This is a genomic window from Paenibacillus sp. UNC496MF (assembly GCF_900113915.1).
GTDB classification, from domain to species: domain Bacteria; phylum Bacillota; class Bacilli; order Paenibacillales; family Paenibacillaceae; genus Paenibacillus_Z; species Paenibacillus_Z artemisiicola.
Genome location: NZ_FORE01000014.1, coordinates 126347 through 142085, shown reverse-complemented (window position 1 = coordinate 142085; position 15739 = coordinate 126347). Strand labels below are relative to the sequence as shown.

The window sequence follows — 15739 nt, the reverse complement described above, 5'->3', positions numbered from 1 at the left end:
TGACGCCGCCTGGATGTCATGTCATTTGATCTTAAGCCGAGACCGGCTCAGCAACGGTCTCGGCTTTATTGGCGTTCTCGGTGCTCACGTCGATGAGTTCGAGCATTGTGTGCGCATGCTCGGCGGTAAACAAATTACGCGTTGTTATTCATGATTATGATGGATATTCCTATACTGACCCGGAGGTATGTTTTCAAGTTTGCGAAAGGAAGAAACAAAATGGCTCGTATCCAGAAAGCCGACCAACAAGGCGATCGCCTTAATGGTGAGTTTTTCTTCGTTGATTAACATTTCTTTTGCTTTCAGAATGCGAAGGTGGATGAGATATTGGTACGGGCTCATCCCCGTGGCCGTTCGAAATAAGAAGTTCAATTGTTGGGGACTGACGCCGGCATGATCGGCCATATGGGTCAACCCAAGATTCGGATCGGAATAATTCTCGTCTAGGAATCGGAAAAGGGGCATCAATCTGAGATTATGCTGGGAAAGCGAACGTTGATTGTCGACTTGTCCATATCGCTTCAGATTGATCAGAAATCGATAAACGAACGCGGAACCGTCCATTCCGTTGAAATCCAAGTTTCGCAAGGCCAAATTTCGGCTCCTTTTATGCAAGGAAGACAGAGGGGAATGGGGTTCCCAATGAATAACGGTCGAAGTTGCCAAGCCCAGAGAAGAAACAATAAAAGGGGCGTAATTCCCATTGAACGTAATATACCAGGTCGACCAAGGGTGAGTAAGCGTGACATAACGGTGTGGAACGCGTGGCGGCAACAAAACGCCTTGATTCTCGGACAAGGTGATCGTTTTCCCCGAACACTCGAACAAACCTTTTCCGCCGGTAGTCTGCAGCCAATGGTAACAGTGGTAACCATCCGGTCGAACGAATTCCTCTTGCCATTCATTCCATCCCATCAATTCAATGAAAATAGGGAGGGTACGATCCAAGGTCGTAACCATCATCTGTTTCATGAAATGTTGCAACGGATCACCGACTTTCATTTTTTTATATCGTATAAGAATTATACAAGATTTTATATAGGGGAGTCATCCTTTATTATTTAGTTGAGCGTAAGAGGTAGGTTGTCCTTAAGAAGTGAGAAATTAGTTGGTAGTAACGGATTATGTATAGCGGCATTACACGATCAATAATGAAAGCGTATACAATTTTGTTGATGCCGGCATCTTGCTGCGGCTTCCAAGCGCTCGGGATTTTAATCAAATATTTATATGGGAGGATGTGGAGGATGGCTGGTCGGGCGAAGTCGCTGCCTGTTACGTTCGGATGAACGCTTTGAAATCCGAATTGGCGTTCAACACTAAGCAATTTCGAAATTCGATTCGTACATGACGTTTGGGGAAGACATGATGAAAGGAGGGGATTCCGTGCCTGGGAAGCTTGGCACAGCGTATCGAGGTAATTAATCGAAAAAGGGGTGTTTGCGTTGAAAGCAAAAAAATGGATGTCGCTATTCTTAGCTGCTACTATGCTTCTCGTTCTGCTTGCCGCTTGCTCTCAAAATAATTCTGGCAGCGCTTCCAGTTCCAATGGTAGTTCCAAATCACCCGGTTCACAACCGGCATCCAACAGCTCCAAGCCTGTTTCCGTGAATTTATTTGCCGGTACGTCCAGCTTTAACGGTAACCTGGATACTAACTGGTTCACGAAATATGCGGAAGAAAAGTTTAATATCGATATTAACTGGACCGTCGTGCCTAATACGGACGTAGGAACGAAGCAGCCCATTCTTCTTGCAAGCGGTCAATATCCCGATATTTTTTGGGCGGGGTCCTTTAACAACGCGGATTTATTGAAGTACGGCAAGCAAGGCGTGCTCATTCCCTTGAATGATCTCATGCAAAAATATGCACCAAACGTGTGGAATGCCATTCAGAATACGCCTGCTCTGAAGCAAGGGATATTCGCGCCGGATGGGAACGTCTATGGATTACCGTTCTATAACTACTGCTTACATTGCTATTACTCGCACAAGGTTTGGGTGTATAAGCCGCTGCTGGACAAGTTTAATCTCAGTCTCCCAGCGACGACGGAGGAATTCGCCCATATGCTTGAGGTGTTTAAAGAGAACGGAATTTTGCCTTTAACCGGCTCTACGGACGGCTGGAATTCCGATCCGACTACATTTCTCATGAATTCCTTCCTTTACGATGATGGAGGCGATCATCTGAACATTACGGATGGCAAGATCGGATTCTCGCCGATCCAGGATCAGTGGAAGCAAGGGCTTGAATACATTCACGATCTGTATTCGAAAGGTTTGATTAGCACCGCCGCTTTCACCCAAACCAATGACGTGCTGGCAAAACAGGCGATCAACCATGAGGTTGGCGTGGTTCCTTGGGGTTGCATGAATTGCGTTGTCGGTGCCGACCATATGAGCGATATCGTAAATTGGGAGACGATCCCTCCGTTAAAGGGGCCGGACGGCATCCAATATGCCTCGTTCGCAGGAAATGGCGTCAGCGGCGCCGTGTTTGCGATCACGAACAGCGCCAAAGAGGATGAAAAAATCGCAATCATGAAGCTGCTGGATTTCATGTGGACGACAGAAGGAACGACGATCGCCAATCTTGGTCCGGAAGGAAAATATTGGTCCAAAGCCCATGAAGGCGAGAAGGGATTGGTGGGGACTCAGGCAGCGTACAATTTGACATCCCAGCCGCCTAATCCTTTTACTTGGGGTTGGGACCAGCTAGGGCCGTTCAATCAATCGGAAGAATGGCGAAACGGCATTGTGGCCAAGCCTCCTTTCGCGACAGACGGTTCCGGTTCCGAGGCCTTGCTTCAGTATTACACCTTAAGGGATTATGCAGGCAAACAACCGAAGGAAGTGGTACCCGCTTCCATATGGATAAAGCCCGAAGACTCGCAATCCTATGCTCAGTTGAAGACGAGCATCAATAACTATGTAAAACAATGGACGGCCGAATTCATCGTCGGGCATAAATCCCTTGACAAGGATTGGGACGGCTACGTCTCCGGCGTTAAAAAGCTGGGTCTCGATCAGTACCTCAGCATTACCGAATCCGCAATGGTTCAGCCTTTCGATACGAGTACGTTCCAGAAAGACGAGGAAGTGGTTAAGTTTCTGGAGTCTATAAAGTAAGCCCGAACCAGGTCGACCCCTTCCGACCATTGATTAGTATTTTCATGGATCGGCATCATCCTCTTAAGGGGCTCAGGGAGGATGATGCAATTTTTTTAACGAGGGAATGGTGAGTATGAGAATGGGGCTTGCGATGAAGAGGAGTATGGTAAGGCATTGGCCGTTATATGTAATCATAGCGTTGCCAACAGCCTTCTTGATCGCATTTAGCTATTGGCCGATGTTGGGGGTTCAAATCGCTTTTCGGGAATATAGCCCGGTACTTGGCGTATGGAAAAGTCCGTGGATAGGGCTCCACCAATTCCAGTCGTTCATTTCATCGCCCTATTTTTGGCCGTTAGTTAAAAATACGCTGTCGTTGAGCGTTTACTATATTGCCGTTTCGATCCCGAGTGCGGTCATTCTCGCGATCGCCTTGAACGAAGTACGGAGCGTGCGATTTAAAAAAGTGGTGCAGATGTTTACGTATGCGCCGTATTTCATTTCGACGGTCATTCTCGTCGGCATGATCCAGATCATACTTTCTCCGACAAGCGGACCGCTTGCTCTCGTTTTCCATCAATTCGGCATATCCAACCCTCCTAACTTGCTAGCAAGCGCCAGCGGATTTTCCTCCATTTATGTGTGGTCCGGTATCTGGCAAGAGACCGGCTATGGAGCCGTCATCTATCTTGCGGCGCTTGCGGGCGTGAATCCGGAACTCTATGAGGCGGCGAAAATCGACGGCGCGTCGCGGCTGCAGAAAATTCGGTACGTGGACCTTCCGGGGATCAGTCCGGCGATGATCATTTTATTGATCTTGAGCGTCGGCGGTCTGCTGAGCGTGGGATTCGAGAAGACATTTCTTCTGCAGAACAATCTGAATTTGAGCAAATCCGAAATAATCTCGACTTACGTATATAAAACGGGGCTGGTCAATGCCGATTTCAGCTTTGCCTCGGCGATCGGTTTGTTTAACTCTGTCGTTGGATTGATTTTGATCTCGATTGTTAATTATACGGCTCGCAAGGTTTCGGACAGTAGCTTGTTTTAAGAGAGGAGTGGAAGTCCGTTGCAATCCACGATTCGGGAATCCGGGCAAGACCGAATATTTTTATGCTGCGTGTATATTTTTTTGAGCATTATCCTATTGCTGATCTTCTATCCGCTCCTGTATATTGTCAGTTCTTCTTTTAGTTCGGCTGCGGCGGTTCAGAGCGGAAAGGTATGGCTATGGCCGATCGATCCTACATTGGACGGATATATCGGCGTCTTTAAATATAACGCCGTTTGGACCGGATTTTTGAATTCTATTATTTATACGGTCTGCGGAACCGCGTTGAGCGCGAGCCTAACGGTTATGATGGCGTACCCGCTGTCCAGAAAGGAGATGGTCGGGCGCAGCGTCTGGATCTGGGGCATCCTCATCGCGATGCTGTTTAACGGAGGTCTCATCCCTTTCTATCTCGTCGTTAAAGATCTTGGAATGGTAAACACACGCTGGGCAATCATCGTTCCGACCGCCCTTAATATCTTTGCCGTCATTATCGCGAAGACGTTCTTCCAGAACTCCTTGCCGAAAGAACTCTACGAGGCTGCCCAATTGGACGGGTGCGGAGATTTTCGGTTCTTAACGCGCATCGTGCTTCCGCTCTCCAAACCGATACTAGCCGTTCTCGTCTTATGGGGAGCAGTCGGTCAATGGAATTCGTATTTTAATGCTTTGATTTTTTTAAACTCGCCTTCGTTATATCCTTTGCAACTCGTACTCCGTCAAATACTGGTGGAAAATAAAATCGATTATACGAGCATGTCCGCGTCGATGGATACTCAAAAACTTGTGGTTATGCAAAATATGGAAACCCTGCTCAAATATTCTCTAATCATCATTACGACGATTCCGATTCTTTTAATCTACCCCTTCGTCCAAAAGTATTTTGTACAAGGCGTATTTGTGGGCTCCGTAAAAGAATAAACCACTCGAGCTATGGCCAACCTGGAAAGTCAAACTTGGCTGCAATCAACTTAAAGGACAGTTAATACGAAGCGCTCTCATTGACGGGAGCGCTTTTCACATGCTTGACACGCAAAACATTTTCAGCTAGTTCACTTATTCTTGCTTTCGGAATTGATTTGGCGTTACGCCAACAATCTTTTTGAAGACTTGATGGAAGTGAGGCAAGCTTTCGAATCCGCAGTTCGTAGAAACGGTACCTACGTTTTCTTCGGTCTCAAGAAGGAGTTCCTTCGCATATACGATCCGCTTAACGTTAATAAATCTGGTGACATTCATGCCCGTTAATTGTTTAAAGACGCGACTGAAATGGGCAGGACTGACCGAAGCGATGGTACAGAGGCTGCTAAGCCCGATGTCTTCCGTGAAGTGATTGTCGATATAGAGCAGAATATCTCTTACCCAATTAGGTCCTTTAAAGGAAGAATGACCTTTTTGCTGTTTGCCATGGTTTCGATCACGATTGATTTCGAGAAGCAAACGTTGCGTGTTTAACAGCACGGCATGCCGATAGCCTAGCTTCTGCAATCGTAATTCAGCCTCGATATGGTTAAGCAAGTTTTCGATGTCTATTTGAAGCTCGGCGGAACAGGCCGTTTTAAACACGCGATTCTTCCGGCTTTGATCAAAGCATTGCATGTAGGTGAAGGGTTCTCCAAGTGAAGGCTGTTCGAGTAACAGCGGGTTTAAGAATAGGGCTGTAGATGTAACAGGCTCTTCTTTATCTGGAAAGGCCCGATGAATCGTGTTTCCCGGAATAATGAAAAGATCCCCTCTGCGCATTTCATAAATCGTCCGGTCAATAAAGAATGAGCCTTTGCCGCTATGTACGTAGACCAGCTCATACCAGTCGTGAAAATGGTTCGGCAGCTCATTTTGGGGCGTTTTCGTATCCCTAAACGTGAGGGAAAACGGAAAGTCCGGCAGGGATTCAAAGTTTTTCCTTACAGGCTCCACAGCGATATCACTCCTAATCCTTGAAAGGCTTCTCATCAAAGATAGCAAAAAAGTATATAAAATTGCAATATTTCAATATTTATTTGGATTTTTTTGCTGTTAAATTAGAGAGTATAAACTTCATTTCGTATTTGAGGAGAGTCAACGGGTGATGAGAATCGATGCGCATCAGCATTATTGGAAGATACACCGAGGCGATTATGGTTGGATAACGCCCGATAACCGAATGATGTATCGTGATTATTACCGAAGGATCTCAATCCTAGCCTGGAACAGCATCAATTTGATGGTACCATCCTCGTTCAAGCAGCCCCGACGACTTCGGAAACGGCATTTCTACTGCTGCTTGCCGAACGGGAAGAAGCTGTCAAAGGCGCTGTCGGCTGGATTGACCTTCAATCTCTAAATCATTTCGAGAAGCATCAACGGTTTGTGCCAATTCTAAATATGTGGGTTTTCGAGTCATGATTCAGGACATGGCCAACCCCGCAATCATTCTCGAAGTCGGATTCGTGAATGCACTACGGGTATATGCCGATTTAGGCGTCCCTATCGATTTACTTGTAACGTCCGATCAATTACAGCTATTGACCGAATTATTGAAGCAGGTTCCGAACTTGCGCGGGGTCATCGATCATATTGGCAAGCCGCAAATCGCCGAGGAGAGTTTGATCTCTGGGCGCGCAACATGATGGTATTGGCCTCCTATCCCGGCATCTACTGTAAATTGTCCGGCATGGTCACTGAAGCGGCACATCACAATTGGGAATACGACCAATTCGTCCCTTACATCCGCTTCGTACTCGACTGTTTTGGGCAGCAGCGGACGATGTTCGGGAGCGATTGGCCAGTATGCTTGCTTGCGGCAGGGTACGCCGAGGTGATAGAGATCCTTGAACGCGCCTTGCCGGAGACTTGGACAAAGGAAGAGAAGGATCGCTATTCCTATTAAACGCAAAGGAGTTTTATCGTTTATGAGACGGATTCATCGGGAGATCTTAAATGACCCGGATAGACAGGCATACGATGCCGCCCAAGAAAGCCCAGTAACCGTTTTACAAATTGGTGAAGGAAACTTTCTTCGTGGTTTTTTTGATTGGATGATTCATCGATCAAGGGAGCAGGGCTTATTCCGGGGCAGCATTGCTTTGACCCAGCCAAGGCCGAGCGGGAAAGCGAAAATCGAGAAGCTTGCCGTCCAGAATGGCCTGTATACCTTGGTAACCCGCGGACTTGAGAACGGTGAAAGGGTGGAGCGTAAAGAAATCATTTCGTCCTTCTCTCGCGTCTTTGATCCTTACAGCGATTGGAATCAATTCGCTGAGATCGCAGAGAGTCCTTCGCTTCGATTTGTTGTTTCAAATACGACAGAAGCGGGCTTGGTCTATACGCCCGAGCCATTGATGGAAGGAACTCCGGTACGATCGTTTCCCGGTAAAATGACATGGCTTCTCTACCGCAGGTTTAAGGCGCTAGGAGGAGCAGCGGATAGCGGACTGATATTTCTTCCATGCGAGTTGCTTGAACGTAACGGAGATACGCTCCGGCAATGTGTTCTCAAGTACTGTCAAAGTTGGTCTTTGCCCGATGAGTTCATACAATGGGTCATGGATCATAATCGTTTCCTTAATTCGCTGGTCGATCGTATCGTTACCGGATATCCGAGCGAACAGGCGGATGCGTGGTTCATGGAGTGGGGCTATGAGGATGCGATGCTGAATACCGCGGAACCTTATTATTTCTGGGCGATCGAAGCAGAGAAGGAGCTTGAGGCGGAACTGCCGCTGCAGCGCGCGGGATTGAATATAAGGTGGGTGGATGATCTGCGGCCGTATCAGCTTCGGAAGGTTCGGATACTTAACGGTGCCCATACGCTTATGACGCCGCTTGCCTTGCTGCATGGGTTGAAGATCGTGCGTGAGGTTATGGAGCATCCCCGGTTAGGAACGTTCATAAGGGAAACTGTGGCAAATGACATTATTCCTACGATTCCATTGGACGCAGAGGAATTGAATCGTTATGCGGATTCGGTATATGAACGTTTCTTAAATCCATTCATTGATCATCGTTTATCCGACATTGCCATGAATAGCTTGAGCAAGTTCAAGGGGCGAGTGCTGCCAGCGATGTTGACTTATGTCGAGAATGGAGAAGAAATTCCGGATCGCATTATTGAAGCTTTTGCTGCCTTGCTTCGATATTACAAAATAGTCAAAGTCAACGAGCGTTTTATGGGTCATAAACTAAACGGATCTGACTACGAGGTAAAGGATGATAATGCGTTACTTGAACCCATTGCACGGATTTGGTCACATAAGCTGCCTCTGGAAGAAACGGTATTCTTATTGCTGAGCCTAAAAGAAGTATGGGCCTATGACCTATCATCGGTCAATGAACTAGTGTACCGAGTGACGCGTCATATTTTGGATATGGAGGTGAGCGTAAATGAATAAATGGGTTCGACTGCATCCCGACGATCCAGTCGTCATTGCACTCCGGTCAATGACAGAGGGCGAGATCATCGAACTCGAATATGGAGTAGAACTTCAAGTTGTAGAGGATATTCCGAAGGGACATAAATTGGTAACAGCCCCCATAGCAGCAGGTGAACATATCCTTAAGTTCGGCTATTCAATTGGAATAGCCAAAACAGATTTGATTCCCGGATCGTGGGTGCACACGCATAATCTCCAAACAGGGCTAAAAGGCTTTTTGGAATACAAATATGAAGCGAGCTTCAACACCCTTACGGATCTCGCCGGTGCGGAGAGAACCTTCCAAGGTTACGTTCGGGAGAACGGTGACGTCGGCATTCGCAATGAGATTTGGATTATCAACACGGTGGGCTGCATTAATAAAACATGCGAAGCGATTGCGAGAAAGGCTGAGGCAGCGTACGGTTCGCTCATTGACGGTGTCTATCATTTTGCCCATCCGTTCGGCTGTTCGCAGCTCGGAGATGATCTTGCGTTTACGCAGAAACTGCTCGCTTCGCTTGTGAACCATCCGAATGCGGCAGGTGTACTCGTTGTTGGACTTGGCTGCGAGAATAATCAGATTGATAGCTTTAAGCAGGCAATCGGCGATTATGATCCGTCACGCGTAAAGTTCATGCGTTCACAAGATATGGATGATGAGATCGAGCATGGCCTCGCGTTAATCGTCGAGTTGGTCCAGCATGCACAGCGCTTTAAACGCACATCGGTGCCCGTAGCAAAATTAAAGCTAGGATTGAAGTGCGGGGGGTCGGACGGTTTATCCGGCATCACGGCGAATCCTTTGGTAGGAGCCGTATCAGACCGACTCATTGCTGCCCGCGGAACGGCAATATTGACAGAGGTCCCGGAGATGTTCGGCGCCGAGACGATTCTGATGAACCGCGCCGCGGATGAACGGGTTTTTCATGAGATCGTGGCTTTGATTAACGACTTTAAGCAGTATTTTATTCGCCATGACCAAGAAATCTACGAGAATCCGTCACCTGGCAATAAAGCCGGAGGAATAACGACATTAGAGGAAAAATCGCTCGGGTGTACGCAAAAAGGCGGGCAGGCAATTATTACGGAGGTTGTTTCATACGGGGAACGCGCGACCATTCCCGGATTGAATTTACTTGAAGCGCCAGGTAATGATCTGGTGTCCGTAACCGCGTTATCCGCAGCCGGTTCACACATCGTCTTATTCACGACGGGGAGAGGAACTCCTTTCGGCGGTCCGGTACCGACCGTAAAGATCGCTACGAATAGCGAGCTTGCCGAACGGAAGAAGCATTGGATCGACTTCAATGCAGGCAGATTGATTGAGGATCGGAGCATGAATCAATTAACGGATGACTTGTGGGAGCAGATCATAGCGATTGCTTCAGGCGACTTACAGACAAACAATGAGCGAAATGGATTTCGCGAAATTGCATTATTTAAAGATGGGGTGATTCTGTAGCATGAGATACCGTAGACTCGGCAATACAGGACTGGACGTTTCGGTTCTAAGTTTTGGTGCTTCTTCGCTTGGCTCCGTGTTCCGGGACACCAATGAGGACGAGGCGATTCGTACCGTACACGAAGCCATTGACGCAGGCATTAATCTTATCGATGTGTCTCCTTATTACGGCTTGACGAAGGCGGAGACTGTGCTGGGCAAGGCGATTGCGGAGATTCCTCGAGATCAATTCTTCTTGTCTACGAAAGCCGGTCGTTATGGCGCGGATGTATTCGATTTTTCCCGTGAGCGGATCGAGAGCAGCGTAGAAGAAAGCTTGAAGCGATTGCATACGGATTACTTGGATGTGTTGTTTTTGCACGATATTGAATTCGTGCCGGTAACCATCATTCTTGAAGAGGCTGTTCCTACGCTTTTGAAGCTAAAGGAACAAGGTAAGATTCGATTCGCCGGGATCTGCGGACTCCCCATTCAATTGTTCGAGAAGCTATTGCCCCAAGTAAACGTGGATGCCATTATCTCCTATTGTCATTATTCCATGAACGACACGTCATTGCTCGGGCTGCTGCCTTTACTCGAAGAGAACGGAATTGGTCTCGTAAATGCATCCCCTCTATCCATGGGCTTATTAGGAACGCGCGGAACGCCTGAATGGCATCCGGCGAGCCCATATGTAAAAGAGACCTGCATGAAGGCAGCAGAATATTGCGCGGCTCAAGGTACAGACATCGCTAAGCTGGCCGTCCAATTCTCAACACGGAATGAACGCATTCCAACAACGCTCGTTAGTACGGCCAATCCGGAGAATATTCGCAAAAACGCCATGTGGACGGACGAACCCGTTGATGAAGGGCTGCTACTGCACGTATTGGAAATGTTAAAACCCGTTCATAATGAGACTTGGCTAAGCGGCCGGCCTGAATATAATGAAAATATTGGAGTGAGCCGTTAATGAAAGGCATCGTTTGTGCGGAAACGAATCGGTTTGAAATGTTGGATAATTTGCCGGAGCCTGCATGGGAATCAGGGTATGCGATCGTCCAGATTAAACGCGTGGGGATATGCGGCACGGACTTGCATGCTTACAAAGGCAATCAGCCCTTTTTCACTTATCCTCGTATTCTTGGTCATGAACTTGCGGCCATAATCACGAAAATTGGCGAAAATCAACAAGGACTTCGTGCAGGCGATCAGGTAAGTGTCATCCCCTACATGCATTGTGGATCTTGCATTGCTTGTCGTAACGGCAAGACAAACTGTTGTACGGACATGAAAGTACTTGGCGTACACATCGATGGCGGAATGAGAGAGAGGATATCGATTCCGGTCGACCGTGCAATACCGACGAACGGACTTACGCTTGACCAAACGGCAGTTTTAGAGCCTTTGGCAATCGGAGCACATGCTGTTCGGAGGTCTAACGTTCAGCCGGGCGAAACGGTTCTCGTTATCGGCGGCGGTCCGATTGGGCTGGGCGTGATGGCCATTGCCAAGCATTCAGGTGCGAAGGTAATCGCCATGGACGTGAATGAAGAACGTCTTTCGTTTTGTAAAACATGGGCAAAGGCGGATGAGATCGTTAACGCTTTGCATGATCCGAGCAAAGGGATTTTGGAAGTCAATCAAGGCGAGCTCCCAACGGTCGTTTTTGATGCGACGGGTAATGCAAAATCAATGAGCGGCGCATTTCAATACGTTTCACATGGGGGAACACTCGTATTCGTCGGGCTTGTAAAGTCGGATATCGCTTTTCATGATCCGGAGTTCCATAAACGGGAATTAACGCTTATGGGAAGTCGAAATGCAACTCGGGAAGATTTTTACACCGTTATGGAGGCTCTTTCTGCAGGAGCTATCGATGTGAGCAGTTACGTGACGCATCGCGTTCCGTTCGCGGACATGATTGAGCATTTTGAAAGCTGGCTGAAGCCCGAAACAAAAGTCATCAAAGCGATGTTGGAACTGTAGGATTGATCGACAATGCTAGATATTGATACTGTGGCTACATCGAATGCGGTGTAGCCTATTTTGATGCAATGGAAAGAAAATACAAATAAACCCACAAACGACTGCATGGTGACCATTAGGCCACTTAATTATAATGTAGCTATAAATAAAAATGGAGGTGATCGCCATGTGATTAGAAATTAGCTACTTTCGATGAAAGATGCGTAGCGAGCGGAGGTGATTATTCAGCAAACACTGCATGAACACGAAATTAAGGAAATGTTATCGAGAATTCCGACAAGTGGCTCGAACCCAGAATTTCCGGGGCGTGGAAGTAGGGAAGCCGGTAACCTTCGAGAATAGTTTGAATGGGTTTGAGCACTTTTCGCATTGGTTTCATAAGCTCATGGCTGAGCAAGGATATCAAGACGTTATTGTCGGTATGGAACCGACAGGTCATTACTGGCTGAATCTCGTTCATCATTTGAGACAACAAAATATTACGTGCGGCGTAGTGAATCCGCTGCACGTAAAGAGAACGAAAGAACTCGACGACAATTCACCGACGAAGAATGACGTAAAAGACGCACGCGTCATTGCTCAACTGGTCAAAGACGGACGGTACGCCGTACCCAGCCTGCCGCAGGGCGTTTACGCCGAATTGCGAGAGGCGACGAAGATTCGCGACCATCTGTCGACCGACCTGCGTGTAGTGCAAGGGCGCATGCATAACTGGCTTGACCGTTACTTTCCCGAATTTCTGACGGTGTTCAAGGATTGGGAATGCAAATCGGCCATACAGCTTCTTAAACTCAACCTTTTGCCGGCTGAGATCATCCATGTATCCGACGAGTATCTGCTGGAACATATGAGACAGGTAGCGAAGCGCGGCGCTGGTTTGAGCCGAATTCACAGCCTTAAAGAGGCAGCACGCCGCTCTGTAGGCATTGAACAAGGCAAGGGACTGGCCAAGATGGAACTGCAGCTGCTGCTTACGCAGTACGAATTTCTTCAGGGACAGCTCACCGAGTTGCATGCCAAAATGGATGAACTCCTGGAACAGATTCCAAGCAGCAAGCAGCTGTTAGCCATGAAAGGGATTGGGCGCGATACTGCGACTATATCTTTCCTAAGGAGCCACTTTTTACAGCAAGTGGTTTAAGGGGAGGTGTCTTTGCGCTTTCTACGCCCCCAGGAATTTCTTCATCTTGATAACCGTCCCAACTAGTCGTGAGAAATGTGTTCTTGAAAACACCGTATTCGTGAGATAGCGTGAGTAATTCGGAGAAAAGCATTTATTCAAAGAGCGAGGATAGTGTAATTACATCACGAGTAATTTCATTATATAGAGTGGCGGAGGTACTTGAAGGGGAGGGTCTGCTATGGGCATAAGGAATTATCTGATTGAAGGCGTTTCCGGCGTCGGCAAAACTACGGTCTGCAACATGTTGCAGCGGCGCGGATACCATGCCATTCATGGTGACCGTGAATTGGCTTATCAAGGCGACCCAGAAACTGGTACCCCGACGGATGGCTTTGAACCCGAACACCACATTTGGTATGTAGATAAAGTAAAAGCTTTGGTTGCAAATCAAGATGAGGCAATAACATTTTTCTGCGGTGGTTCGCGTAATTTTCCCAAATTCATTGATCTCTTCGACAGCGTGTTTGTCCTTGAGGTCGACCTAGAAACCTGTCTCCGGCGGATTGATGAGCGAGTGGCACTGGACCCAACTGACTGGGGTGGCAGACCAGAGGAACGGGAAATCATTCGGCGCTTGCATCAAACGAAAGAAGGCATTCCCAAAAACGGGATTATAATCGACGCCACCGCACCGATCGGGCACGTCGTTGACGAAATCCTCCATCAAATCGAAGCAAATGAACGCCAATGACATTAACTTAAGAGCGCTCAAGAACAGCCCAATGCATCAGTGCACCTGGATACGAATAGGACGTGCGCGATAGCTCAATTTGGACGACGGCAGCCAGCCTCAAAACGATCGGCTGCCGTCGTTGCGATTGGTGGGTTATTAATGGAGCCTTCTCAACCACTCTCTAGTTGAAATGGAGTTCCGAAAGATGGCATTAACGATAACGTAATTGAAAAGGATGGTTCGTTTATGTGGAAAGATTACCTTTACGCAAGACTACAGATTCAATCCCCCTGCTAACGAAAATGAAATAGCTCAGATCGGCGAGAAACTAGGTGTTGTGTGTCCCGAGGAATTGTCACAGTTACTCCTTGAAACAAACGGAATTGATGATGAGTGGGGTTCACCCTTGATTTATTCAACGTTACATATTGAAGAGAGAACTTCTGAAGACAACAAGGAAATGGGACTATCCTATGATGACATGTTGCTCTTCTCGGATGCAGGGAATGGTGATTACTTCTGTTATATTATAGAAAATGGAGTTATCCAGGATGGAATTTATGTTGGAGACCATGAAGAAGGTAGTAGAACAAAAGTAGCTGCTTCACTTAAAGAGTTTATTAAAGACTGGACATTAGGTGAGATTGCAATCTAAATTCATAACAGTTAGACGTGGCATCGAACAAGTTGAACTTTATTGATTTAACGCTCCAGACCTGTATTAAGATCTTAAACGCTAAATCGTTGAATATACGGGACACGATAGCTCAATCTTGACACGATGGCAGCCGGCCTCAGGCTGCCATCGTTGAGCTAACGGGCAGAAGAGTTGAATAAGATCCAAGTATTTCTAGGTAATATGCTATAATAATTCCAATAAGATAGTCGGGGGTGCATAGTCATGACAGCAATTGTGTTTGGGATGAGGACGGATTTTATTAAAGGGGATCATCGTATAAGTGCCCGGAAAAGACATTTATGGAGAGGTGACTATGTTAGATTACGATAATTTAGAGGGGTATCGGGATACGGATACTTATGACCTATTAAACAATTTAGATGAAGTAGAATGGAAGTTTTATTTGGACCTTGCAGCTCAACAGGGGGGGACGATTCTAGACGTCGCTTGTGGAACGGGAAGGTTTACAATACCTTTAGCAGAACGCGGGTTTGAAATTACGGGTGTTGATATTACTCCAGAAATGTTAGAAGCTGCAAAACAGAAGGCCGAACGTTTAGGGGTCTATGTTAATTGGGTTCATTCGGACGCAAGACAATTTGAGCTAGGGCGTAAGTTTCGGTTTATCTTTACCACTGGAAACTCGTTCCAACATTTTTTGGATAGAGAATCAGTGGACGGATTGTTAAGTACCATTCACAGGCATCTTGATCAAGATGGAGTTTTTGCATTCGAAACTCGGAATCCGATTCTTTCGCGTTTAACGGCAGATTCAAGCATCGAAAACGATGGCGGGACATGGGTTGATAAAGATGGCTATTCATGTAGCAGTACGTACCGTCGCTCGTATGAACACAAGACTCAGCTCGAGCATTACGTCTTCACTGATCGTCGTTGGAAAGATGAGTCTGATGTATCAGAAACTATACAACCTTTTGCACTACGCTACTTCTTCCCCCAAGAGCTTGAAAGTGTACTGTATTATAATGGATTTAAATTAGAAGAGATGTATGGGGATTTTGAATTGGCCTCATTTCAAGCGAGTAGCCCACTGATGGTTTGCGTTTGCCGAAAACGTTAATAATGGTCAGATCGTTTACCTATCTTATTCTTTATAGGTATTTCAATCAACGGGCACGTTAGTTGAACAAAGCGAAATCAAAGAAAGGGCCATCCCGCAAAGGATGGCCCTAAAACTTGCCGTTACAGACAGCGCGGA

The 15739-nt window shown here is 47.0% G+C and carries 13 protein-coding genes and 1 pseudogene; 12 read left to right on the top strand and 2 right to left on the bottom strand.

Translation table 11 applies throughout. From position 1 onward, the window contains the following. Positions 1-144: 144 nt before the first annotated feature. The gene (locus BMZ79_RS24920; RefSeq protein WP_218154777.1) at positions 145-972 is read right to left on the bottom strand and encodes a helix-turn-helix domain-containing protein; all 828 of its coding nucleotides are present in this window, start codon (positions 970-972) and stop codon (positions 145-147) included. A 473-nt stretch (positions 973-1445) separates the two neighbouring features. On the opposite strand from BMZ79_RS24920, the gene BMZ79_RS24915 reads away from it, so the two are divergent. The 3 genes from BMZ79_RS24915 to BMZ79_RS24905 all read left to right on the top strand — a co-directional run bounded on the left by BMZ79_RS24915 (position 1446) and on the right by BMZ79_RS24905 (position 5082). Further along, positions 1446-3128: a type 2 periplasmic-binding domain-containing protein gene (locus BMZ79_RS24915; RefSeq protein WP_090645444.1), complete on the top strand. Its 1683-nt coding sequence runs from the start codon at positions 1446-1448 to the stop codon at positions 3126-3128. 121 nt (positions 3129-3249) lie between these two features. Next, entirely contained in the window at positions 3250-4161 is a 912-nt protein-coding gene (locus tag BMZ79_RS24910; protein ID WP_256253097.1) for an ABC transporter permease, read from the top strand. 18 nt (positions 4162-4179) lie between these two features. Then, positions 4180-5082 (top strand): carbohydrate ABC transporter permease, encoded by a 903-nt coding sequence (locus tag BMZ79_RS24905; protein ID WP_090645440.1) that lies wholly within the window; start codon positions 4180-4182, stop codon positions 5080-5082. 135 nt (positions 5083-5217) lie between these two features. Here BMZ79_RS24905 and BMZ79_RS24900 read toward each other — a convergent pair whose 3' ends face one another. Beyond that, complete coding sequence (locus BMZ79_RS24900; protein WP_177222322.1) at positions 5218-6078, bottom strand: AraC family transcriptional regulator; 861 nt, start codon at positions 6076-6078, stop codon at positions 5218-5220. A gap of 464 nt (positions 6079-6542) precedes the next feature. Here BMZ79_RS24900 and BMZ79_RS35665 point away from each other — a divergent pair. The 9 genes and pseudogenes from BMZ79_RS35665 to BMZ79_RS24855 all read left to right on the top strand — a co-directional run bounded on the left by BMZ79_RS35665 (position 6543) and on the right by BMZ79_RS24855 (position 15601). Continuing rightward, a pseudogene (locus BMZ79_RS35665) lies at positions 6543-7030 on the top strand (amidohydrolase). Positions 7031-7052: 22 nt separating this feature from the next. Next, positions 7053-8531: a tagaturonate reductase gene (locus tag BMZ79_RS24890; protein WP_090645435.1), complete on the top strand. Its 1479-nt coding sequence runs from the start codon at positions 7053-7055 to the stop codon at positions 8529-8531. Then, positions 8524-10017, top strand: a complete 1494-nt coding sequence (locus BMZ79_RS24885; protein ID WP_090645432.1) for a UxaA family hydrolase — start codon at positions 8524-8526, stop codon at positions 10015-10017. The genes BMZ79_RS24890 and BMZ79_RS24885 overlap by 8 nt, the downstream gene beginning before the upstream one ends. A gap of 1 nt (position 10018) precedes the next feature. Beyond that, positions 10019-10969 carry an aldo/keto reductase gene (locus tag BMZ79_RS24880; protein WP_090645430.1) on the top strand — a complete coding sequence of 317 codons (951 nt, stop codon included), beginning with the start codon at positions 10019-10021 and terminating at the stop codon, positions 10967-10969. After that, the gene (locus BMZ79_RS24875) at positions 10969-11985 is read left to right on the top strand and encodes a zinc-binding alcohol dehydrogenase family protein (protein WP_090645427.1); all 1017 of its coding nucleotides are present in this window, start codon (positions 10969-10971) and stop codon (positions 11983-11985) included. Before BMZ79_RS24880 ends, BMZ79_RS24875 begins: the two co-directional genes overlap by 1 nt. Before the next feature lie 238 nt (positions 11986-12223). Continuing rightward, positions 12224-13126, top strand: a complete 903-nt coding sequence (locus BMZ79_RS24870; protein ID WP_256253096.1) for an IS110 family transposase — start codon at positions 12224-12226, stop codon at positions 13124-13126. Positions 13127-13346: 220 nt separating this feature from the next. Beyond that, the gene (locus BMZ79_RS24865) at positions 13347-13859 is read left to right on the top strand and encodes an AAA family ATPase (RefSeq protein ID WP_090645424.1); all 513 of its coding nucleotides are present in this window, start codon (positions 13347-13349) and stop codon (positions 13857-13859) included. Positions 13860-14076: 217 nt separating this feature from the next. Continuing rightward, a complete protein-coding gene (locus BMZ79_RS24860) occupies positions 14077-14496 on the top strand; it encodes an SMI1/KNR4 family protein (protein ID WP_218154776.1) in 420 nt (139 codons plus the stop codon). A gap of 337 nt (positions 14497-14833) precedes the next feature. Further along, a complete protein-coding gene (locus BMZ79_RS24855) occupies positions 14834-15601 on the top strand; it encodes a class I SAM-dependent methyltransferase (RefSeq protein ID WP_090645419.1) in 768 nt (255 codons plus the stop codon). Positions 15602-15739: the final 138 nt, after the last annotated feature.